The organism is Aeromicrobium sp. JP4 (genome assembly GCF_054957925.1).
In genome coordinates, this window is the sequence record NZ_CM143290.1 from 781810 (window position 1) to 803018 (window position 21209).

Below are 21209 nucleotides of genomic sequence, written 5' to 3' on the forward strand. Positions count from 1 at the left end.
CACCCTAGTCCTGTCCCGAACCGAACCGCGAGTCACCTGACCCGCGGTTCGGTCGGGATCACACCATCAGCGGTCGCGCGGTGGGCGGAATCGGCGTGGGAAGCGTGGTCGAACCGGTGAGCCAGGCATCCACGCCGGCGGCCGCGCCGCGTCCCTCCGCGATGGCCCACACGATCAGCGACTGTCCGCGACCGGCGTCGCCGGCCACGAAGACGCCCTCGACGCTGGACATGTAGTCCAGGTCGCGCTTGATGTTTCCGCGCTCGTCCAGGTCGACGCCGAGCTGCTCGACGACGCCGCCGGTCTCGGGACCGGTGAAGCCCATGGCGAACAGCACGAGCTGGGCCGGAAGCACCTTCTCGCTGCCCGGCACCTCCTGGAAGCGGCCGTCGACCATCTCGACCTCGGTGATCCGCAGGCCGCTGACGTTGCCGTCCTCGTCGCCCTCGAACTCCTTGGTGGAGACGGCGTAGACCCGCTCGCCACCCTCCTCGTGGGCGGACGCGACCCGGTAGATCATCGGGTACGTCGGCCACGGGTGGGCGTCGGCGCGCTCCTCGCTGGGACGCGGCATGATCTCCAGGCTGGTGACCGAGCGCGCGCCCTGGCGGATCGCGGTGCCGAGGCAGTCGGCGCCGGTGTCGCCGCCGCCGATGATGACGACGTCCTTGCCGGTGGCCAGGATCTGGTCCTCGACCGTCTCGCCCACCGCGACGCGGTTGGCCTGCGGCAGGTAGTCCATCGCCTGGTGGATGCCGGCGAACTCGCGGCCGGGCGCCGGCAGGTCGCGACGAACGGTGGAGCCGATGGCGAGCACGACGGCGTCGTAGCGCTCACGCAGCTGCTGTCCCGTGATCGCCTCGCCCACCGCGACGCCCGTGCGGAAGACCGTGCCCTCGCGCTGCATCTGGTTGATGCGGCGGTCGACGTGCGACTTCTCCATCTTGAACTCGGGGATGCCGTAGCGCAGCAGGCCGCCGGCCTTGTCGTCGCGTTCGTAGACCGCCACGGTGTGGCCGGCGCGCGTCAGCTGCTGCGCGACCGCCAGGCCCGCGGGCCCGGAGCCGACGACGGCCACCGTCTTGCCGGTCAGCCACTCGGGCGTCTCGGGCTTGACGTTGTGCATGTCCCAGGCCTTGTCGATGATCGAGACCTCGACGTTCTTGATGGTGACGGGATCGCGGTTGATCCCCACCACGCAGGCGGTCTCGCACGGCGCCGGGCACAGGCGCCCGGTGAACTCGGGGAAGTTGTTCGTCGCATGCAGGCGATCGATCGCGTCCTCCCAGTCGTCGCGCCAGACCAGGTCGTTCCACTCGGGGATCAGGTTGCCCAGCGGGCAGCCCTGGTGGCAGAACGGGATGCCGCAGTCCATGCAGCGTCCGGCCTGCTCCGAGATGATCGGCAGCAGGGCTCGGCCCGCACCGCCGGGGTACACCTCGTTCCAGTCGTTCACCCGCTCCTCGACCGGGCGGCGCTCGGCCACCTGGCGGGGCGTGGTCATGAAACCTCGGGGATCAGCCACGGGCTGCCACCTCCATCATGCGTGCAGTCGTCTCGTCCTCGGAGAGTCCTTCGGACTCCGCCGAGGCCTTTGCTTCCAGGACCCGCCGGTAGTTGACCGGCATGATCTCGGTGATGCGGGCCAGGCTGGCCGCCCAGTCGCGGAGCAGCTGCTCGGCCACGACCGAGCCCGTCTCCTCGAAGTGGCGGCGCACGATGGCCTCCACCTCGGTGCCGGTGGCCTCCGGCACCGGGCGCAGCTCGACCATCTCGGGGTTGACCACGTCGGGGTCGAGGTCGAGCACGTAGGCCGACCCGCCGCTCATGCCCGCGGCGACGTTGCGTCCCGTGGGGCCGAGGATCACGACGCGGCCGCCGGTCATGTACTCGAGCGCGTGGTCGCCCACGCCCTCGACGACCGCCGTGGCACCGGAGTTGCGGACGCAGAAGCGCTCGCCCACCTTGCCGCGCAGGAAGATCTCGCCGCCGGTGGCACCGAAGCCGATCACGTTGCCGGCGAGGATCTGGGCCTCGGCGGCGAACTGGGACTCACGGGGCGGGCGGACCACGATGCGGCCGCCCGACAGGCCCTTGCCGACGTAGTCGTTGCCGTCACCCTCGAGGCGCAGCGTGATGCCGCGCGGCACGAACGCGCCGAACGACTGGCCCGCCGACCCGAGGAACGTGATGTCGATCGTGTCGTCGGGCAGGCCGGCGCCGCGGTAGCGCTTCGTGACCTCGTGGCCGAGCATCGTGCCGACGGTGCGGTTGACGTTGCGGATCTCGAGCTGGGCCCGGACGGGCTCGCCTTTCTCCAGCGCGTCCCCGGCCAGCGCGATGAGCTCGTTGTCGAGCGCCCGCTCGAGCCCGTGGTCCTGCGAGGTGGTGCGCCGCAGCGAGGCGCCCTCGGGCAGCTCGGGCACGTACAGCACCGGCGACAGGTCCAGCGAGCTGGCCTTCCAGTGGTCGATCGCCTCGCGCACGTCGAGGACCTCGGCATGGCCGACGGCCTCGTCGATGCTGCGGAACCCGAGCTCGGCGAGGATCTCGCGGACCTCCTGCGCGATGAACTCGAAGAAGTTCACGACGTACTCGGCCTTGCCGGAGTACTTCTCGCGCAGCGAGCGGTTCTGCGTGGCGACGCCCACGGGGCAGGTGTCGAGGTGGCAGACGCGCATCATGATGCAGCCCGAGACGACCAGGGGTGCGGTCGCGAAGCCGAACTCCTCGCCGCCGAGCAGCGCCGCGATGACCACGTCGCGCCCGGTCTTGAGCTGGCCGTCGACCTGCACGACGATGCGGTCGCGCAGCCCGTTGAGCAGCAGCGTCTGCTGGGTCTCGGCCAGGCCGAGCTCCCACGGTCCGCCGGCGTGCTTGAGGCTCGTCAGCGGCGACGCGCCGGTGCCACCGTCGTGACCCGAGATCAGCACCACGTCGGCCTTGGCCTTCGAGACACCGGCCGCGACCGTGCCGACGCCGACCTCGGAGACCAGCTTCACGTGGACGCGGGCCGACGGGTTGGCGTTCTTCAGGTCGTGGATCAGCTGCTTGAGATCCTCGATCGAGTAGATGTCATGGTGCGGCGGCGGGCTGATGAGGCCCACGCCCGGCGTCGAGTGACGCGTCTTGGCCACCCACGGGTACACCTTCGGGCCGGGCAGCTGACCGCCCTCGCCCGGCTTGGCGCCCTGGGCCATCTTGATCTGGATGTCGTCGGCGTTCGTGAGGTACTCGCTCGTGACGCCGAAGCGGCCCGACGCGACCTGCTTGATCGCCGAGCGGCGCTCGGGGTCGTAGAGACGCTCGGGGTCCTCGCCGCCCTCACCGGTGTTGGACTTGCCGCCGAGGCGGTTCATCGCGATGGCGAGGGTCTCGTGCGCCTCCTGGCTGATCGAGCCGTAGGACATCGCGCCGGTGGAGAACCGCTTCACGATCTCGGAGATCGGCTCGACCTCGTCGATCGAGATGGGCTGGCGCTCGGCCTTGAACTTCATCAGGCCGCGCAGCGTCATGAGACGGCTCGCCTGGTCGTCGATCTTCTCCGTGTACTGCTTGAAGATGTCGTACCGGCCCGTGCGCGTGGAGTGCTGCAGGCGGAAGACGGTGTCCGGGTCGAAGAGGTGCTCGGGACCCTGACGGCGCCACTGGTACTCGCCGCCGATCTCGAGCTGGCGGCGCGTCCCGGCGATGCCCTTGGTGGGGTAGGCCTTGAGGTGGCGCGCGTGCACCTCCTCGGCGATGACGTCGAGGCCGACGCCGCCGAGCTTGCTCGACGTGCCGGTGAAGTACCGGTCGATGACGTCGCTCGCCAGGCCGACGCACTCGAAGATCTGCGCGCCGGTGTAGGACGAGACGGTCGAGACGCCGATCTTGCTCATCACCTTGAGGACGCCCTTGCCGAGCCCGTAGGCCACGTTGCGCGCCGCCTTGGTGGGGTCGACGCCCTCGACGTAGACGCCCTCACGGGCGAGGTCCTCCGCGGTCTCCAGCGCGAGGTAGGGGTTGACCGCGGTGGCGCCGAAGCCGATGAGCAGGGCCACGTGGTGGACCTCGCGGACGTCGCCGGCCTCGATCAGCAGGCCGGCCTGCGTGCGCAGCCGCTCGCGCACCATGTGGTGGTGCACCGCGCCCGTCAGCAGGAGCGACGGGATCGGGGCCAGGTCGACGTTGGAGTGACGGTCCGACAGCACGATGATGCGCGCGCCACGCTCGACGATCGCCTCCGACACCTCGGCGCAGATCTCGTCGAGACGCTTCGCGAGCGCCTCTCCCCCGCCCAGGACGTCGTAGAGGCCGCGGACGACGTGCACGCTGAAGCCGGGCATGTCGCCGTCGCGGTTCATGTGGCGGATCTTGGCCAGCTCGTCGCTGTCGATCACGGGGAACGGCAGCTGGAGCATGCGGCACGAGGCCGGGCTCGGGTCGAGCAGGTTCTTCTCCGGGCCGATCGTGCCGGCGAGCGAGGTGACGACCTCCTCGCGGATCGCGTCGAGCGGCGGGTTGGTCACCTGCGCGAACAGCTGGCTGAAGTAGTCGAACAGCAGGCGAGGACGCTCGGACAGCGCCGCGATCGGCGTGTCGGTGCCCATCGAGCCGATGGTCTCGGCGCCCGTGCGCGCGATGGGCGCGACGAGCTTGCGCACCTCCTCCTCGGTGTAGCCGAACACCTGCTGGCGGCGGGCGACGGAGGCGTGCGTGTGCACGATGTGCTCGAGGTCGGGCAGGTCCTCGAAGCGGACGAGGCCCGAGTACAGCCACTCCTCGTAGGGCTCCTCGCTCGCGAGCGAGCCCTTGATCTCGTGGTCCTCGACGACGCGGTGCTCGGCGAGGTCGAGCAGGAACATCTTGCCCGGCTCGACACGGCCCTTGCGGGTGATCGTCTTGGGGTCGATGTCCAGCACGCCCGCCTCGGAGGCCAGCACGACGAGGCCGTCCTCGGTGATGACGTATCGGCCGGGGCGCAGGCCGTTGCGGTCCAGCACCGCGCCGATCTGGGTGCCGTCGGTGAAGCAGACGGCCGCGGGGCCGTCCCAGGCCTCCATGACGGTGGAGTGGAACTCGTAGAACGCGCGGCGCGCGGGATCCATCTCGGCGTTGTTCTCCCACGCCTCGGGGATCATCATCATCACCGCGTGCGGCAGCGAGCGACCGCCCAGGTGCAGCAGCTCCAGCACCTCGTCGAGCGAGGCCGTGTCGGAGCCGTCGGGGCTGCAGATCGGGAACAGGCGCGTCAGGTCGCCGGGGATGAGGTCGCTCTCGAGGAGCGCCTCGCGGGCCCTCATCCAGTTGCGGTTGCCGCGGGCGGTGTTGATCTCGCCGTTGTGCGCCAGGTAGCGGAACGGGTGGGCCAGCGGCCAGCTCGGGAACGTGTTGGTGGAGAAGCGGCTGTGGACGATCGCCAGCGCCGACTCCATCCGCTCGTCGAGCAGGTCGGGGAAGAACACGTCGAGCTGCTCGGTCGTGAGCATGCCCTTGTAGACGAGGGTGCGCGCCGACAGCGACGGGAAGTAGACGCCCACCTCGTGGTGCGCGCGCTTGTTGACCGCGAAGGTCAGGCGGTCGAGCTCGATGCCCGCGGCCGAACGGTCGGGGGTCGTGACGAAGAAGAGCTGGAACGCGGGCATCGCGGCGTAGGCCATCGAGCCCAGGATCGAGGGCTCGACCGGGACGTCGCGCCAGCCGAGGACCTCGAGGCCCTCCTCCGCGGCGATGGCCTCGACGTCGGCCTTGGCCGCGGTGACGCGATCGCGCGGCAGGAACGCCATGCCGGCGGCGTAGCGGCCGAGCTCGGGGAGCTCGACGGGGGCGACACCGCGCAGGAACCGGTCAGGGACCTGCATCAGGATGCCGGCGCCGTCACCGGTGTTGGGCTCGCCGCCCACGGCACCACGGTGGTCGAGGTTGCGCAGCGCGGTCAGGCCGTGCTGGACCATCTCGTGGCTGGGGACGCCGGTGAGGGTGGCCACGAAGGCGACGCCGCAGTTGTCGTGCTCGTTGGCGGGGTCGTAGAGGCCTTGCGCCGGGGGCGCGGCCGAGAAGAGAGGACGATCCATGGAGAGAACCTGTCGTCGATGCCATGCGGAAGGAAACTGGGCGAGGACGACATTGGCCTCATCAGCGGATTCAGATTACCTCAAGATTTCGCGCGACCGGAACACCGGGCCCCGCGCCTCAGGCGGGAGCGCAGGCGGGCGCCGGCGGCAGCGGGGCGGGCACCCCGACCGACGGCATCCCCAGGCCCACCGAGCCGGGCGTGACGGAGGTGCGGCCCTGGCGGGCCTCCCAGGCATCGCCCGCGCGGGTGCGGCGCACCTCGATCGGCTCGCCATCGGCGACGAGGTGGTGCGGCGACGCCTTCGTCACCGTGGTCACGACCAGGTCGCCGGGGCGCACGGCGTGGCCGCCCGGGGCGAAGTGCACGAGTCGGTTGTCGCGGGCCCGGCCGCTCATCCGGTGGGTCTCGGCGTCCTTGCGACCGCCCGCCTGGGACTGGTCGGACACCAGCAGCTCGACGACGCGTCCCTCGAGGCGCTGGTTCTCCGACCAGGCGACCTCCGACACCAGCGCGGCGAGGCGCTCGTAGCGCTCCTGGACGACCGCCTTCGGCAGCTGGTCGGGCAGGTCGGCCGCGGGCGTCCCCGGACGCTGCGAGTACTGGAACGTGAACGCGCTGGAGAACCGCGCCTTGCGGACGACGTCCATCGTCTCGAGGAAGTCCTCCTCGGTCTCGCCCGGGAAGCCCACGATGATGTCGGTGGTGATGGAGGCCTCGGGCATCGCCGCGCGGACGCGGTCGAGGATGCCCAGGAAGCGCTCCTTGCGGTACGAGCGGCGCATCGCCTTGAGGATGCGGTCGGAGCCCGACTGCAGCGGCATGTGCAGCTGCGGCATGACGTTGGGCGTCTCGGCCATGGCGGCGATGACGTCGTCGGAGAACGCGGCCGGGTGCGGCGAGGTGAAGCGCACCCGCTCCAGTCCCTCGATCTGGCCGCAGGCGCGCAGCAGCTTGGAGAAGGCCTCGCGGTCGCCGAACTCGACGCCGTAGCTGTTGACGTTCTGGCCCAGCAGCGTGACCTCGACGACGCCCTCGGCGACGAGCGCCTCGATCTCGGCGAGGATGTCGCCCGGGCGGCGGTCGCGCTCCTTGCCGCGCAGGGCCGGGACGATGCAGAACGTGCACGTGTTGTTGCAGCCGACGCTGATCGAGACCCACGCGGCGAACACGGAGTCACGCTTCGTGGGCAGGGTCGACGGGAAGACCTCGAGCGACTCGAGGATCTCGACCTGGGACTCCTCGGCGATGCGGGCGCGCTCCAGCAGCACCGGCAGCGAGCCGATGTTGTGGGTGCCGAAGACGACGTCGACCCACGGCGCCCGCGTGGTGATGGTGTCCTTGTCCTTCTGCGCCAGGCAGCCGCCCACGGCCACCTGCATGCCCGGCTTCTTCGCCTTGAGGCTCGCGACGTGGCCGAGGTTGCCGTACAGCTTGTTGTCGGCGTTCTCGCGCACCGCGCAGGTGTTGAAGACCACGAGGTCCGGGGTCTCCCCCGACGGCGCCGCGGCGTAGCCGGCGGTCTCGAGCAGGCCCGACAGCCGCTCGCTGTCGTGCACGTTCATCTGGCAGCCGTACGTACGGACTTCATAGGTCTTCGTCATGACCGTCCCATGGTACGTGGGCCGCGGCGCCCGACCGGGCCGGCCGCTCGTGCGGCCGGCCGGCTCAGAGCGTCTGCTGGATCTGCTGGAGCCGGGTGATCTCGGCGGACTGCGACGCGGCGACGTCCGCGGCGAAGCCCCGGTTCGTCGTGTCGATGCCGTTGCTCAGTGCCTGGTCCGCCATCGCGAGCGCGCCCTCGTGGTGGGCGATCATGCGGCGGACGAAGAGCCGGTCGAACGCGGCGCCGCGGGCGGCGGCCAGCTCGTCCATCTGCTCGGGCGTGAGCATGCCCTCCATGTGGGCGGCGTGATCGCCCGTCGCCGTCAGCGACGCCTTCGGCAGGTCACGGGTCTCGAGCCAGCCCTGGAGGACGTCGATCTCGCCCTTCTGGGTGTCGCCGATCCGCTGCGCGAAGCCGGCGACCGCGGGATCCTTCGCGTGCTTCGCCGCCAGGGCCGACATCTCCACGGCCTGCTGGTGGTGCGGCACCATCATCTCGACGAACTCGCGATCGACCTCGTTGTACTCGTCCTGCGGGGCCTTGAGGTCGTCCGGGTCGACGGTCTTGCTCGACTCCCCCACCTTGCCGGGCACGTTGACGACCGGGCCGTCCTTCTTCTCCTCCCCCGAGCACGCCGCGGCCACGGTGAGCGTCAGGACGACGCCCACCGTGGCCACAGCTCGACGGACCAAGGTCACCTGGTGACCTTGATCGTCACCTTGATGCTCTCGGGAGCCACCGAGGCACTGCCGCCGTAGGCGACGTTGGCCCGGTAGGTCCCGGCCTTCAACCGCGGCAGGCTGACGGTCGCCTTGCCGTTCTTCAGCATGGCGCCGGCCTTCTTGCCACCCACGGTGACGGTGATCTTGCCGGTCGGCGTGGTGCCGGTGGCGGTGACCTTCACGGTGAGCTTGCCGCCCTTGAGCGCCTTGACCTTCGTGACCGAGGCCGCCTTGACCTTCGCCGTGGCCTTCACCACGCGGAAGGTGACGACCGGGGACGTCGAGGCCTCGGTGCCGGTGGACGCCGGCACGAACGCCGCACGCAGCGCGTGCGTGGCGACCGGGAGGTCACGGGGCAGCTTGACGCTGGCCTTGCCCCCGGACACCTTGACGCCCTTGGCGATGACCGCGCCACCGCGGGTGAACGTCACCGTGCCCTCGGCGCCCTCACCCGTGACCGTGGCGGTCAGGGTGGCGGGGGTCGAACCGAACACCTGCGAGGTCGGGCTGACCGACAGGGCCGTCGTGGTGCTGACGGCGGTCAGCTCCACCGACGCGGCGTACAGCGCATCGTCGAGCTCGGCGTCGCCGCGGACGACGAACCGCTTCGTGCCGGCCGGCTCGGAGGCCTTGACCGACACCGTGAGCGCGACGGCACCCTCGGCGTCGGCGCGGCCCGAGGCCACGACCTTCGCGTCGGCGCCGGTGCTCCAGACGTCCACGTACTCGCCCTCGTCGAACGTGCCGGCGGGAACCGAGACCGTGAAGTCCCGGTCGGTGCCGGCACGGGCGCTCTCCGGCGTGACCGTCGCGGCCGGGAGGTCACCGAACGACGGGACGACCGGCGCGGTCTTCCAGTCCAAGGTGATGGGCTCCTGCGTCGCGGGGTTGCGGACGTCCTGGCGGTGACGGACGGCGTCGGCGAACTCGTCGCCCTTGAGCTTCAGCACGTCGAAGCCGCGACCGATCTCCGAGCCGTACAGGTAGCCGTTGTGGCTGTAGACGGCCCAGTAGCCGCTGAGGGAGATCGGGCCGCTCTCGCCGAGCTGGCCACGATCGAAGTAGCCGATCTCCTTGGGCTTGGTGGCCTCGGTGAAGTCGATCAGCGAGGCGCCGCCCTGGTACCAGCCCTGGATCATGACGTCACGGTCCGGGAGCTGGACGAGGTTGCCCTCGTGACCCACGCAGTTCTCGCGGACCGACTGACGGCGCGGGATCTTGAAGTAGCTGCGCAGCGTCAGCTCGTCGCCCTCGCGGGTGTAGATCGCGTTGGCGCCGCGGTACTGCGGGGTGCCGGGCACGCAGGTGGCCGAGGAGCCGCCACCGAGCTCGTCCTGGAAGACGACCTTGCTCGCGTTGTCGCTGAACTGCGCCGTGTGCCAGAACGCGTAGTTCTCGTCCCGGACGCGCTCGGTGACCGCGGGGTTCAGCGGGTCGGAGATGTCGACCATGACGCCGTCACCCATGCACGCCGCGGCCAGCAGGTCCTTCGCCGGGTAGGCGGTCAGGTCGTGGCAGCCGTTCGTGACCGAGGTGTTGGCGCCGCCGTCGACGCGGTCGGCAGCGGTGAACGCGGGGTTCTCCGCGTCCCACAGCGAGACCTCCTTGGCGATGTGCGCGCCGGCCGGATCGTCGAGGTCGACCTCGATGATCTCGAGCTGCTGGTGAGGAGGCTTGCAGTAGTACGCCGTGGTGGAGACGTCGTACGCGGCGTTGTACAGGTACACGCTGCCGTCATCGCCAGGCTTGGGGACGAGCGTGTGCGTGTGCGAGCCGCAGCGGGTCTTCACGTTGCCCACGTACTGCGGCGAGGCCGGGTTGCTGATGTCGAAGATGCGGATGCCCTCCCACGCGGCGGCGTTCGAGGACGCGACGGCGGCCGCGCCGCACTCCGAGCCGTTGCGCGGCTGGTCGACCGAGAAGAACAGCAGGTCGCCGGCGATCGAGAGGTCGCCCTGGTAGCCGGGGCAGATGGTGTTCGACACGACCTGCGGGGACTCGGGATCGCTGATGTCGTACGCCACGAAGCCGTTGTAGCTGCCCTGGTAGACGTAGTCGCCCTTGAACGCCAGATTCGACATCGTCGCTTGGCCCTCCTGCAGCGGGACGGAGGCGACCTTCTCGACGTTCTCGGTGGACTCCTCCTCACCGGAAGCGAGCGGGGCCCGGGAGAAGTCCATCGGGACGAACGGCACGCCGCCGGGAGCGATGGAGCCGTTGCTCTCGTCCTCGGCGGTGACGTCGGCGCTGGCGCTGCCGTCACCGAGGATGCGAGCCTGCTCGCGCGTTTCGGGAACGAGTGGGTCGGCGGCGACGGCCGGCGCCGCGAGGGCACCGAGGCCCAGCGCGACGAGGGCTGCCGCGCTGAGGGTGCGGCGAAGGTGTACGGATCTCAAGGGAAGTCCTCACGACAGGGATCGAACGTGACGTACGTCTCGTACGCCCGTTGGGGCTGATGTTAGAAGAGTTTTGTTGCCCCGTTGCTACGGGGGACGGCCAAACTTCATTTCAGAGCGGATTCCAGAGAAAATTGGCGCTGAGCCCTCATCACCCGGAGGGGACGTCGGTTGCGATCCGGTTGCGGTGACCCACGGCGCGAGTTCAACGCTTGCGCGCGAGGTGGCGCTGCGGTTGGGTAAGGCGACATGGGAGTCAGCACGGAGCCGATGGTCCACATGACCGGCGTCCAGAAGTGGTTCGGCGACTTGCACGTGCTGCAGGACATCGACTTCGACGTCGCCCCGGGCGAGGTCGTCGTGGTGATCGGACCGTCAGGCTCGGGCAAGTCGACCCTGTGCCGCGCCATCAACCGCCTCGAGCCGATCAACGAGGGCGACATCTCGATCGACGGCGTCCCGCTGCCCGAGGAGGGCAAGGCGCTCGCCCGGCTGCGTGCCGAGGTCGGCATGGTGTTCCAGTCGTTCAACCTGTTCAGCCACAAGACCGTGCTCGAGAACGTCACGCTGGGCCCGATCAAGGTGCTGCGCAAGCCCAAGGCCGAGGCCGAGCAGCGCGCCCGTGAGCTCCTCGACCGCGTCGGGGTCGGCTCGCAGGCCGGCAAGCTGCCGGCCCAGCTGTCGGGCGGCCAGCAGCAGCGCGTCGCGATCGCCCGGGCGCTGGCGATGGATCCCAAGGTCATGCTGTTCGACGAGCCCACCTCCGCACTCGATCCCGAGATGATCAAGGAGGTGCTCGACACGATGGTCGACCTCGCCAGAGGCGGCATGACGATGGTCGTGGTCACCCACGAGATGGGGTTCGCGCGCACCGCCGCCGACCGGGTCGTCTTCATGGCCGACGGGCGCATCGTCGAGGAGAACACTCCCGACGAGTTCTTCACCAACCCGCAGAGCGATCGCGCCAAGGACTTCCTCGGCAAGATCCTCAAGCACTGATTTCACCACGCATGATCCCGAAGGGGGAGGACGAAACATGAAAGCACGAAGGACACGGTTCGCGGCCGTCCTGGCCGCCGGCCTGTTGGCACTGAGCGCCTGCGGCGACGCCGGCAACAGCGATGACGAGGGCTCGGGCCCGGACGTCGAGGTCGAGGACCAGGAGTTCGAGGCCGGCACCCGCATGGCCGAGCTCCAGGAGTCCGGCACCGTCAAGATCGGCGTCAAGTACGACCAGCCCGGTGTGGGATTCAAGACGGCCACCGCGGACACGCCGAGCGGCTTCGACCCCGAGATCGGCAAGATCCTCGCGGCGAAGCTCGGCATCGACGCCGACGACATCGAGTGGGTCGAGTCCGTCTCGGCCAACCGCGAGCCGTTCCTGCAGAACGGCACGGTCGACTTCGTCATCGCCTCGTACTCGATCACCGACGACCGCCGCAAGGTCGTCGGCCAGGCAGGCCCGTACTACGTCACGGGTCAGAGCCTGCTGGTCGCCAAGGACGACGACTCGATCAACGGCCCGGACGACCTGAAGGGCAAGAAGGTCTGCTCGGTCACCGGGTCCACGTCGATCAAGACGGTCGAGGAGGAGTACGGCGCCACGCCGGCCGGCTTCGACACCTACTCCGAGTGCGTCACGCAGCTGGAGAACGGCTCGGTCGACGCCGTCACCACCGACGCCGCGATCCTGCTGGGCTACGCCGCGGAGAACCCCGACAAGCTGAAGGTCGTCGGCGAGCCGTTCTCCGAGGAGCGCTACGGCATCGGCTACAGCAAGGACAGCCCCGAGCTGTGCGAGTTCATCAACGAGAGCCTGACGTCCGCCTTCGAGGACGGCACGTGGGCCGATGCGTTCGACGCGACCCTCGGCAAGGGCGGTGCCGACGCGGGTGACCCGCCGGCGCTGGACGAGTGCGCCTGACGTGACCGACCGACGACGAGGGTGGTGAGACGTGGACTTCTCGTTCTTGCAGGACAGCTGGGAGCTGCTCCTCAAGGGCTTCTGGGTCACGCTGCGGGTCTTCCTGGCCAGCGGTCTCATCGCCCTCGTCCTCGGCACGATCATCGCCGTGGCCCGGGTCAGCCCGGTCCCGGCGATGCGGGTCGTAGGAACCGCGTACGTCACGCTCTTCCGCAACACTCCCCTGCTCCTGCTGCTGTTCATCACCTACTACGGCCTGCCGGCGATGGGGATCGACTTCGGCTTCTTCTGGAACGTCTCGCTGGCGGCCGGGATCTACACCGCCGCGTTCGTCTGTGAGGCGCTGCGGTCAGGCATCAACGGCGTCCCGATGGGCCAGGCCGAGGCCGCGCGAGCGGTGGGCATGCCCTTCACCCTGACGATGACCCAGGTGATCCTCCCCCAGGCGTTCCGCCTGGTCGTCCCGCCGATGGCCAGCGTCTTCATCGCGCTGGTCAAGAACACCTCGCTCGTCGCCGCACTCGGCTTGGCGGACGTCGCGTTCCGCCTCCAAGGTCTGCTGCGCGACTACCCGAGCTCGCGAACCGCGGCGTTCCTGACGATCGCGGCGATGTACATCAGCATCGTCGCGGCGATCTCGCTGCTCGCCTCCTGGGCCGAGCGACGCTGGAAGGTGGTCGCCCGATGAGCACCCTGCTGTTCGACGTTCCCGGACCCCGTGCCCGTCGGCGCAACCGGATCCTCTCGGTGGTGACGGTCGTCGTGGTCGCGGCCTTCCTCGGCTTCGTCCTGTGGCGCTTCGCGTCCACGGGCCAGTTCGCGGCCGATCTGTGGGAGGTCTTCGTCACCCCGGCCTACGTGGAGTTCATCCTCGAGGGCCTGTACTACACGCTCCTGGCCGCAGTGATGGCGATCGCCGGCGCCCTCCTGTTCGGCGTCCTTTTCGGCATCGGCAAGCTGTCGGACCATGCGTGGGTCCGGGTGCCGTGCTGGGTCGTGGTGGAGTTCTTCCGCGCGGTCCCACTGGTCATCCTCATCACCTACCTGTGGGCGCTCTACCGGTTCCAGATCGAGCTGCTCGCACCGCTCGTGATCGGCCTGATCCTCTACAACGGCTCGGTCCTCGCCGAGACGGTCCGAGCCGGCATCAATGCCGTGCCGAAGGGCCAGGTCGAGGCCGCGTACGCCCTGGGCATGCGCAAGAACGCCGTGATGCGCATCGTCCAGCTCCCCCAGGCGATCAAGATCATGACGCCGGCGATCATCAGCCAGTGCATCGTGGCACTGAAGGACACGTCGCTCGGCTACATCATCGTCGCCCCCGGCCTGACGTATGCCGGACGCCAGATCTGGCGTGAGTTCGACAACCACCTCCAGGTCGCGCTGGTGCTCGGCGCCATCTACATCGTGCTCAACCTGGGCCTCGAGCAGCTCGGTCGGTTCGCCCAGCGACGTCTCACCGAGTCGCGCACCGTGGACGCCCACGCGGCCGAGGACAGCGCCGTGCTGGCTTCGCGCTGACCCGGGGCTCACCTCACCGGGGCCCCGGGTCAGAATGCTGCCGTGACACCTGTCTTCTGGCGCGACGTGCGCCTCGTCCCGGTGCGCTCGGCGGCGCCCGGCGAACCCGTCTCCCTGCGGATCGTCGACGGCATGATCGTGGCCGAGGGAACCGACCTGCGGCCCGAGCCCGGCGACCGGGTCGTGGAGGCCGACGGGCGCTGGGCGATCCCCGGGCTGTGGGACCAGCACGTCCACTTCACCCAGTGGGCGCAGACGCGGACGCGCCTCGACGTCTCCTCCGCCCAGGATCCCGCCGAGGCGGTGGAGATCATTCGTGGGCACCTGCCCTCGGTAGGCGAGGGCGACTGGCTCTTCGCCTTCGGGTTCCGGCTGGCCGACTGGACGCGCGAGCCGACCGTCGCCGAGCTCGACGCCGTCACGGGTGACCGGCCCGTCGTGGTCACGAGCGGCGACGCCCACACGGGCTGGCTGAACTCGGCCGCGCTCACGGCGCTCGGCGCGCCGCTCACCGAAGGACCTCTCACCGAGGCGCCGTGGTTCGCGCTGATGGCCGACGTGGTGCAGCGCAACGCCGCCCAGGACGGCGGCCAGTCTGTCGCCGACGCGATGGCGGCCGCAGCGGCGCGCGGCGTCGTGGGCGTCGTGGACTTCGAGTGGGCCGAGCCGCTGTCCACGTGGCGCGAGCGCCTGTCGCAGGGACTGGATGCCCTCTGGGTGCGCTCGGCGGTCTATCCCGAGTACCTCGACGACATGATCGCCGCGGGCCTGCGGACCGGGTCGTCCGTGGCGCCGGACGGACCCGTCACCATTGGGCCGCTGAAGATCATCTCCGACGGGTCCCTGAACACCCGCACGGCGTACTGCCACGAGCCCTACGGAGGCGGCTCCGACCGCGGCGTCCAGAACCACGACCGGGCCGACCTCATCGAGCTGCTCACTCGCGCCCGGTCGGCCGGCTTCCGCGCCGCGGTGCACGCGATCGGTGACGCCGCCGCCCACGAGGCGCTGGCCGCGTTCCGCGCGACCGGGGTCGGCGGCAGCATCGAGCACGCCCAGCTGCTGACCCGCCGCGACATCGAGCAGCTGGCCGAGCTCGGCGTCCGCGCGAGCGTCCAGCCCGCCCACCTCCTCGACGACCGCGACGTCACCGAGCGGCTCTGGGCCGATCGCGCGGATCGCTGCTTCCCGTGGCGGAGGCTGCTCGACGCGGGCGTCGACGTCGTCTTCGGCTCCGACGCGCCCGTCGCTCCCCTCGACCCCTGGATCGCCATGGCAGCGGCCGTGCACCGCTCGGCGGACGAACGGTCCCCGTGGAACCCGGCCGAGGCCATCAGCGCCGCGGAGGCGCTCGCCGCCAGCGTGGACGGCGCCGACACCCTGGCCGTGGGTCAGCGGGCCGACCTCGTGCTGCTTGACCGCGACCCGCTCGAGGCGCGCGGCGACTCGGCCGCCGTCGCGGCCCACCTGCGGGCCGTGCAGGTCGAGGCCACCGTGCGGGCGGGGCGGTTCACGCACGCCTCGGCGAGCCTCAGGCCCTGAGTCACTTCCGGGGTGTCACCCACAGGTGGATCGTGCCCTCGACCGTGACGGTTCCGTCGGCACGGGTGGCCCGGACCGCGATGGGCACCTCCGGACCGCCCGACCAGTCGGCCGGGTCGCTGTCGGCGGTGCAGACGAGGTCGGAGTCGGACTTGGCGAGGTACCGGACCTCCATGCCCTTCGGCAGCCACCGGTGGTCCGGCGGGCAGGTCGCCTCGGCGAGCAGCCCCATCGCCGCCTCGAGGCCGTTGCACGCCGCGATCGCGTGGACCGTGCCGATGTGGTTCTTCGTGGAGCGGCGCAGCGGCACCACGACCTCGCCGTGGTGGGGCGCCATCTCGACGACGCGCAGGTGGGCACTGGCGAAGTACGGCGCCGCCCGGGTGAAGAAGGCGCCGAACACGGCGCGACCCTTCGGGAGGGCCGAGAGCTGGCGGTACACCGCGTAGGTCGAGGGCATGGCGGCCATGTTACTCGACAGTAGGCTCGAAGAGACGTCGCTGGGCCGTGCACACCACGTCGGCCCACGGCGCACCCTCGGGCTGGATCCACAGCCCGGCCACGAAGCCGCACTTGGCCAGCACCCGGATCGAGCGGTGGTTGCGAGCGTCGGGAGCGGCAAGGAAGCGCGGTGCGTCGGGATACTCGGGCACCAGCACGTCGCGACAGAAGCTCCGGATCATCTCGGTGCCCAGTCCTCGGTCGACGAGGTCCGGATCTCCGACCAGGTAGTCGAATGCGACCGCCTCGGGGTCCTGGCAGCGCACCGTGAGGTCGTCGTCGGAGGCCACGACGAAGCTCTGCAGGTAGCCGACCGGCACTCCCCCGAGCTCGGCGATCCACCTGCGCACCGGGTCCTCACCGGTCGGCCGAGGGACGAGGCGTCGACGCGCGTGCTCGACGTCGACGAGCGCCTCGGGGAACCAGGTCAGGACGTGCGGCTCGTTGCGCCATGCCACGACCGCCCCCAGGTCGGCCTCGGCCAGGGGGCGGAACGCGAACACGCTGACAGACTAGGGCGCGGCCGACCTACGTGGACTCGATCGCCACGTGATCGGCGTCGAGCTCGGCGCGGACCACGTCGAAGGCCACCTGCGGCGCGTAGCCCTTGCGGGCGAGCATCGCGGTGAGCCGACGAACCTGGACGGACTGGTCGAGCCCCTGCACGGATCGCAGCTTGCGCTGGACCAGCAGGTGCGCCGCCCGGCGCTCGGCATCGGGGTCGACGTCGTCCAGGACCAGGTCGATGACCTCGGAGGCCACGCCCTTGCGCTGCAGCTCCATCCGCAGGACCGAGCGGGCCAGCCCCTTGGCGCGACTGCGCTGCTCGACCCAGGTGCGGGCGAACCGCTCGTCGTCGACCAGCCCCTCGGACTCGAGCTGGTCGACCACGACGGTGGCCACGTCCTCGGGGAACCTGCGACGCGCGAGCGCGTCGAGCAACTCACCGCGGCTGCGGTCGCGCGCGGCCAGACGATCCATCGCGATCGTCCGGCCCGCGACGATGACCGCCCGCGGATCCGTGTCCGGATCCGTGGGGTCGATCATCAGAAGTCAGCGGCCGAGAGGTCGCCCGCCAGGTCGTCGACCACCGCGGCGGGATCCGCGGCCGGCTCGTCGACCTTCGCCCCGACGCCGAGGTGCTCCTTGATGCGCTTCTCGATCTCGTCGGCGAGGTCGGGGTTGTCGCGCAGGAAGTTGCGGGCGTTCTCCTTGCCCTGGCCGAGCTGGTCGCCCTCGTAGGTGTACCAGGCGCCGGCCTTGCGGACGAAGCCCGCGTCGACGCCGAGATCGATCAGGCTGCCCTCACGGCTGATCCCCTGGCCGTACATGATGTCGAACTCGGCCTGCTTGAACGGCGGCGCGACCTTGTTCTTGACGACCTTGACGCGGGTGCGGTTGCCGACCATGTCGGTGCCGTCCTTGAGCGTCTCGATCCGGCGCACGTCGAGGCGCACGGAGGCGTAGAACTTCAGCGCCTTGCCGCCCGTGGTGGTCTCGGGGCTGCCGAACATCACGCCGATCTTCTCGCGCAGCTGGTTGATGAAGATCGCCGTGGTGCCCGAGCCGTTGATGGCGCCGGTCATCTTGCGCAGCGCCTGGCTCATCAGGCGGGCCTGCAGGCCGACGTGGCTGTCGCCCATCTCACCGTCGATCTCGGCGCGGGGCACGAGTGCGGCGACCGAGTCGATCACGATGATGTCGAGCGCGCCGGAGCGGATCAGCATGTCGGCGATCTCGAGGGCCTGCTCACCGGAGTCGGGCTGGGACACGAGCAGCGCGTCGGTGTCGACACCCAGCTTGCGGGCGTACTCGGGGTCCAGCGCGTGCTCGGCGTCGATGAACGCCGCCACCCCGCCGGCCTTCTGGGCGTTGGCCACCGCGTGCAGGGCGACCGTGGTCTTGCCCGAGGACTCCGGCCCGTAGATCTCGACCACGCGGCCGCGCGGCAGTCCGCCGATGCCCAGCGCGACGTCGAGCGAGACGGCGCCGGTGGGGATGACCTCGATCGGGGCGCGGGCCTGGTCGCCCAGGCGCATCACGGCACCCTTGCCGTACGAGCGGTCGATCTGGGCCAAGGCGTTCTCGATCGCCTTGTCCTTGTTGGCTCGCTCCTTGGCGATGTCCCTGTTCGAGGGGGTGGTGCTGCTCTTGGAAGCCATGCTGCGTCCTTCGTGTCGTCGACCGCTCTGGTCGGGGTGGCGGGCCATCTTCGACGGTAGGCGGACCCACTGACATTAGTGAGCCTCGTCGACTCGCCTGTGGATGAACGCCCGACCTGACCGTCGGCCTGTGGAACGAGCCTAGGCCGAACACCTGTTCGACGGAAGCACGACACGCCGAACAGAGCCCACGGACCCGCCCCAACGAGATGTGCTCCACGTTCCACGTTCGCACAAGGCTCGAAGGTGGGATGCGGAGCACATCTCGGGGCGGGCGGATCCCTACGCGGTCAGCGCCTTGCCGATCGCGTCGACGAAGGCGGGCAGGTCGTCGGGCTTGCGACTCGTGATCAGGTTCCGGTCGACCACCACCGTCTCGTCCACCCAGTCGCCGCCGGCGTTGCTGACGTCGACCGAGAGGCTCGGGAAGCTGGTGAGCCGGCGGCCCTCGACGAGTCCGGCGGACACGAGCAGCCACGGCGCGTGACAGATCGCCGCCACCGGGAGTCCGGACTCCAGGGCCGTGGAGACGATGCCCTGGGCCTTCTCGTCGGTGCGCAGGTGGTCGGCGTTGACCGTGCCGCCGGGCAGCACGATCACGTCGGGCCACTGCTGGTCGAAGCTGTCGAGGGTGCCGTCCACGCGCACGGAGATCGTCTGCTCGGTGTCGCCCTGCATCGCCTGCAGCGAGCCCTCGTGGGGCGCGAAGATCCTCACGTCCGCCCCGGCCGCCTCCAGCTCGTCACGCGGCGTCGTGAGTTCGGATTCCTCGAAGTGGTCGGTCGCAATGATCGCGACACGCTTGCCTGTCAGGTCGGGAAGATTGCTCATCCCACGACGCTAACTCAACGCTCGCGGGCCGGCAGTTCGAGCGTGGCGTGCACGGCGCGCCAGACCCGCTGGGGATCGACGCCGGCGTCGAGCGCCTCGACCGGGGTGCGGCCATCGAGCGCGATGATGGCCTGCTGGCGCGCCCACGAGGCGGCATAGGACGCCCCCAGGGCAGCCTCCATGCGCTGCCAGAACTCGCTGTGCCTCACGCCGCGGAGGCCCGGGCCTCGTCGCGTGCGATGGACGAGACCGTGGCCAGGTCGGCGGCCTCCTCGAGCTCGAGGAGCGAGCTGACGTCGAGCAGCACCTTGCTCAGCGGGACCTCGAGCGCCTGCGCCAGGGCGGCGAGCAGCTCAGAGCTGGCCTCCTTCTGGCCGCGCTCGACCTCGGAGATGTAGCCCAGGCTGATGCGGGCGCGCTCGGAGACGTCGCGCAGGGTCAGGCCCTCGGCGAGACGACGTGCCCGGAGCACGTCACCGATGAGTTCACGCATCGCGGTCATCGCCATCACCTTCCCTTGCCTGCATCAACGTTCGTGGCGCCGTTGTTCTTCCCCAGCCTATAGTGCAGGTCCGCCAGGACGGCGTGGACCGCCGAACGTCGGACATCGTCACGATCGCCGGAGACGTCGAGTCGCCGCGACGTGACGCCGTCGGGGCCCGCGACGGCCACGAAGACCGTGCCCGCGGGCCGGTCCTCGGCGGGGCCGGGACCGGCGACCCCCGTGGTTCCGAGACCCCACGTCGCGTCGAGGCGGGTGCGGGCACCGGCGGCCAGCTGCTCGGCGACCGGCGCGTTCACGGTGCCGTGCTCGGCGATCAGGTCGGGCGCCACGCCGAGCAGACCCGACTTCACGTCGGGCTGGTAGGCCACGACGCCCCCTCGGACGACCCGCGAGGCACCCGGCACGTCGACGAGCGTGGCACACACCAGGCCGCCCGTGAGCGACTCGGCGGTGGCCACCGTGTGCCCTGCCGAGCGCAGGTCGGCCACGAGTGCCGCGACGTCGACCCGGTCGCTCACCGCGAGGCGCCGCCTGCGGGAGTCTGTGCCGCGAGCCGGCGGGCGTCCAGGACGTACTGCACGCCTGTCACGAGGGCGAGGACCAGCGCGGCGGCCATCACGACGTGGGTCAGCGCGAGCATCACGGTGGGAACCGGGCCGTCCCAGATCTCGAACGGCAGGCAGTAGCCCGCGATCGCGACGGACTGCAGGACGGTCTTGAGCTTCCCACCGCGGCCGGCCGGCATGACGAACCCGCGACGGACCATGACGACGCGCATCACGGTGATGCCCCACTCGCGCACGAGCATGAGGACGACCGCGATCCAGAAGACCGTGCCCCAGGGCTGGTCGGTGAAGATGATCGCCAGTCCGATGAACGCCATCCCCGTCAGCGCCTTGTCGGCGATCGGGTCGGCCATCTTGCCGAAGTCGGTGATCAGGTTGTGCTTGCGGGCGATGTCGCCGTCGATCTTGTCGGTGGCCATGAGCACGACGAACGCGGCCCAGGCGGCGATCCGGTAGCCGATGGACTCGCCCCCGTCGTGGAGCAGCAGCCAGCCGAAGACCGGGACACCCAGGATGCGGATGACCGTGAGGACGTTCGGGACGTTCAGGTTGCTCGGCTTGTCGGCCGGGCGAGACGAGTCCATGGGGCTCAGTATGGCTCAGGCAGGTGAGAGCCAGGTCCAGCCGGGCACGTTGCGCGCCACCCAGTACGTCAGGACGACGACGAGCAGCGCCCAGATCCAGGGCGCAGGGATGCGGCTCGGGTGCCACGCGCGACGGCCGAGCAGCCGCAGGCCCCAGGCCACCCAGGCCGCGAGCACGGCGGGCAGCAGCAGCACCGCGAGGGGGTTGCGGTCCCACGCCGTGGCGAGGTCGCCGCGGGTGAGGGCGTGCACGGCGCGCAGGCTCCCGCAGCCGGGACAGTAGAGGTCCGTGAC

General features: G+C 70.2%; 20 protein-coding genes. 5 read left to right on the forward strand and 15 right to left on the reverse strand.

Annotation, left to right across the window (positions count from 1 at the left end; all coding sequences use genetic code 11):
• Window positions 1-58: 58 nt before the first annotated feature.
• The 5 genes from ACY1JX_RS03855 to ACY1JX_RS03875 all read right to left on the reverse strand — a co-directional run bounded on the left by ACY1JX_RS03855 (window position 59) and on the right by ACY1JX_RS03875 (window position 10779).
• Entirely contained in the window at window positions 59-1525 is a 1467-nt protein-coding gene (locus ACY1JX_RS03855; protein WP_462565261.1) for a glutamate synthase subunit beta, read from the reverse strand.
• Entirely contained in the window at window positions 1518-6056 is a 4539-nt protein-coding gene (gene gltB / locus ACY1JX_RS03860; RefSeq protein WP_462565262.1) for a glutamate synthase large subunit, read from the reverse strand. Before gltB ends, ACY1JX_RS03855 begins: the two co-directional genes overlap by 8 nt.
• A gap of 118 nt (window positions 6057-6174) precedes the next feature.
• Entirely contained in the window at window positions 6175-7659 is a 1485-nt protein-coding gene (gene miaB, locus ACY1JX_RS03865) for a tRNA (N6-isopentenyl adenosine(37)-C2)-methylthiotransferase MiaB (RefSeq protein WP_462565263.1), read from the reverse strand.
• 64 nt (window positions 7660-7723) lie between these two features.
• Entirely contained in the window at window positions 7724-8359 is a 636-nt protein-coding gene (locus ACY1JX_RS03870) for a DUF305 domain-containing protein (RefSeq protein ID WP_462565264.1), read from the reverse strand.
• Window positions 8356-10779: an Ig-like domain repeat protein gene (locus ACY1JX_RS03875; protein WP_462565265.1), complete on the reverse strand. Its 2424-nt coding sequence runs from the start codon at window positions 10777-10779 to the stop codon at window positions 8356-8358. The genes ACY1JX_RS03870 and ACY1JX_RS03875 overlap by 4 nt, the downstream gene beginning before the upstream one ends.
• Window positions 10780-11049: 270 nt before the next feature.
• Here ACY1JX_RS03875 and ACY1JX_RS03880 point away from each other — a divergent pair, with 270 nt between their 5' ends.
• From ACY1JX_RS03880 to ACY1JX_RS03900, 5 genes are read left to right on the forward strand one after another with little or no spacing between them, the layout of a single operon-like run.
• Complete coding sequence (locus tag ACY1JX_RS03880; RefSeq protein WP_181756231.1) at window positions 11050-11778, forward strand: amino acid ABC transporter ATP-binding protein; 729 nt, start codon at window positions 11050-11052, stop codon at window positions 11776-11778.
• Window positions 11779-11815: 37 nt separating this feature from the next.
• Window positions 11816-12703 (forward strand): glutamate ABC transporter substrate-binding protein, encoded by an 888-nt coding sequence (locus tag ACY1JX_RS03885; protein WP_181755495.1) that lies wholly within the window; start codon window positions 11816-11818, stop codon window positions 12701-12703.
• A 31-nt stretch (window positions 12704-12734) separates the two neighbouring features.
• The gene (locus tag ACY1JX_RS03890) at window positions 12735-13391 is read left to right on the forward strand and encodes an amino acid ABC transporter permease (protein ID WP_338072867.1); all 657 of its coding nucleotides are present in this window, start codon (window positions 12735-12737) and stop codon (window positions 13389-13391) included.
• Entirely contained in the window at window positions 13388-14224 is an 837-nt protein-coding gene (locus ACY1JX_RS03895; RefSeq protein WP_181755494.1) for an amino acid ABC transporter permease, read from the forward strand. The genes ACY1JX_RS03890 and ACY1JX_RS03895 overlap by 4 nt, the downstream gene beginning before the upstream one ends.
• Window positions 14225-14266: 42 nt before the next feature.
• On the forward strand, window positions 14267-15766 hold the full coding sequence (locus tag ACY1JX_RS03900; protein ID WP_462565266.1) for an amidohydrolase: 1500 nt from the start codon (window positions 14267-14269) through the stop codon (window positions 15764-15766).
• A 1-nt stretch (window position 15767) separates the two neighbouring features.
• Here ACY1JX_RS03900 and ACY1JX_RS03905 read toward each other — a convergent pair whose 3' ends face one another.
• From ACY1JX_RS03905 to ACY1JX_RS03950, 10 genes are all read right to left on the reverse strand, one after another.
• Entirely contained in the window at window positions 15768-16226 is a 459-nt protein-coding gene (locus ACY1JX_RS03905; RefSeq protein ID WP_462565267.1) for a hotdog fold domain-containing protein, read from the reverse strand.
• Window positions 16227-16236: 10 nt separating this feature from the next.
• Window positions 16237-16770: a GNAT family N-acetyltransferase gene (locus ACY1JX_RS03910; RefSeq protein WP_462565268.1), complete on the reverse strand. Its 534-nt coding sequence runs from the start codon at window positions 16768-16770 to the stop codon at window positions 16237-16239.
• A gap of 25 nt (window positions 16771-16795) precedes the next feature.
• Window positions 16796-17314: a regulatory protein RecX gene (locus tag ACY1JX_RS03915; protein WP_462565269.1), complete on the reverse strand. Its 519-nt coding sequence runs from the start codon at window positions 17312-17314 to the stop codon at window positions 16796-16798.
• Window positions 17314-18429, reverse strand: coding sequence for a recombinase RecA (recA, locus tag ACY1JX_RS03920; protein ID WP_181755489.1), 1116 nt, complete (start codon window positions 18427-18429; stop codon window positions 17314-17316). Before recA ends, ACY1JX_RS03915 begins: the two co-directional genes overlap by 1 nt.
• Window positions 18430-18711: 282 nt before the next feature.
• On the reverse strand, window positions 18712-19260 hold the full coding sequence (locus ACY1JX_RS03925; protein ID WP_462565270.1) for a type 1 glutamine amidotransferase domain-containing protein: 549 nt from the start codon (window positions 19258-19260) through the stop codon (window positions 18712-18714).
• A gap of 14 nt (window positions 19261-19274) precedes the next feature.
• Complete coding sequence (locus tag ACY1JX_RS03930; protein ID WP_462565271.1) at window positions 19275-19469, reverse strand: DUF3046 domain-containing protein; 195 nt, start codon at window positions 19467-19469, stop codon at window positions 19275-19277.
• Window positions 19466-19762, reverse strand: coding sequence for a helix-turn-helix domain-containing protein (locus ACY1JX_RS03935; RefSeq protein WP_181755486.1), 297 nt, complete (start codon window positions 19760-19762; stop codon window positions 19466-19468). Before ACY1JX_RS03935 ends, ACY1JX_RS03930 begins: the two co-directional genes overlap by 4 nt.
• Before the next feature lie 5 nt (window positions 19763-19767).
• A complete protein-coding gene (locus ACY1JX_RS03940; RefSeq protein WP_462565272.1) occupies window positions 19768-20283 on the reverse strand; it encodes a CinA family protein in 516 nt (171 codons plus the stop codon).
• Window positions 20280-20915 carry a CDP-diacylglycerol--glycerol-3-phosphate 3-phosphatidyltransferase gene (gene pgsA, locus ACY1JX_RS03945; RefSeq protein ID WP_181755484.1) on the reverse strand — a complete coding sequence of 212 codons (636 nt, stop codon included), beginning with the start codon at window positions 20913-20915 and terminating at the stop codon, window positions 20280-20282. The genes ACY1JX_RS03940 and pgsA overlap by 4 nt, the downstream gene beginning before the upstream one ends.
• A gap of 15 nt (window positions 20916-20930) precedes the next feature.
• The gene (locus ACY1JX_RS03950; protein WP_462565273.1) at window positions 20931-21167 is read right to left on the reverse strand and encodes a hypothetical protein; all 237 of its coding nucleotides are present in this window, start codon (window positions 21165-21167) and stop codon (window positions 20931-20933) included.
• Window positions 21168-21209 lie beyond the last annotated feature (42 nt).

Excerpts from the sequence above, each read along its gene's own strand:
- miaB (WP_462565263.1), bottom strand. The coding sequence starts at position 7,659 with ATGACGAAGACCTATGAAGTCCGTACGTACGGCTGCCAGATGAACGTG.
- ACY1JX_RS03885 (WP_181755495.1), top strand. The coding sequence starts at position 11,816 with ATGAAAGCACGAAGGACACGGTTCGCGGCCGTCCTGGCCGCCGGCCTG.
- recA (WP_181755489.1), bottom strand. The coding sequence starts at position 18,429 with ATGGCTTCCAAGAGCAGCACCACCCCCTCGAACAGGGACATCGCCAAG.
- ACY1JX_RS03880 (WP_181756231.1), top strand. The coding sequence starts at position 11,050 with ATGGTCCACATGACCGGCGTCCAGAAGTGGTTCGGCGACTTGCACGTG.
- pgsA (WP_181755484.1), bottom strand. The coding sequence starts at position 20,915 with ATGGACTCGTCTCGCCCGGCCGACAAGCCGAGCAACCTGAACGTCCCG.
- gltB (WP_462565262.1), bottom strand. The coding sequence starts at position 6,056 with ATGGATCGTCCTCTCTTCTCGGCCGCGCCCCCGGCGCAAGGCCTCTAC.
- ACY1JX_RS03935 (WP_181755486.1), bottom strand. The coding sequence starts at position 19,762 with ATGACCGCGATGCGTGAACTCATCGGTGACGTGCTCCGGGCACGTCGT.
- ACY1JX_RS03925 (WP_462565270.1), bottom strand. The coding sequence starts at position 19,260 with ATGAGCAATCTTCCCGACCTGACAGGCAAGCGTGTCGCGATCATTGCG.
- ACY1JX_RS03915 (WP_462565269.1), bottom strand. The coding sequence starts at position 17,314 with ATGATCGACCCCACGGATCCGGACACGGATCCGCGGGCGGTCATCGTC.
- ACY1JX_RS03905 (WP_462565267.1), bottom strand. The coding sequence starts at position 16,226 with ATGCCCTCGACCTACGCGGTGTACCGCCAGCTCTCGGCCCTCCCGAAG.
- ACY1JX_RS03895 (WP_181755494.1), top strand. The coding sequence starts at position 13,388 with ATGAGCACCCTGCTGTTCGACGTTCCCGGACCCCGTGCCCGTCGGCGC.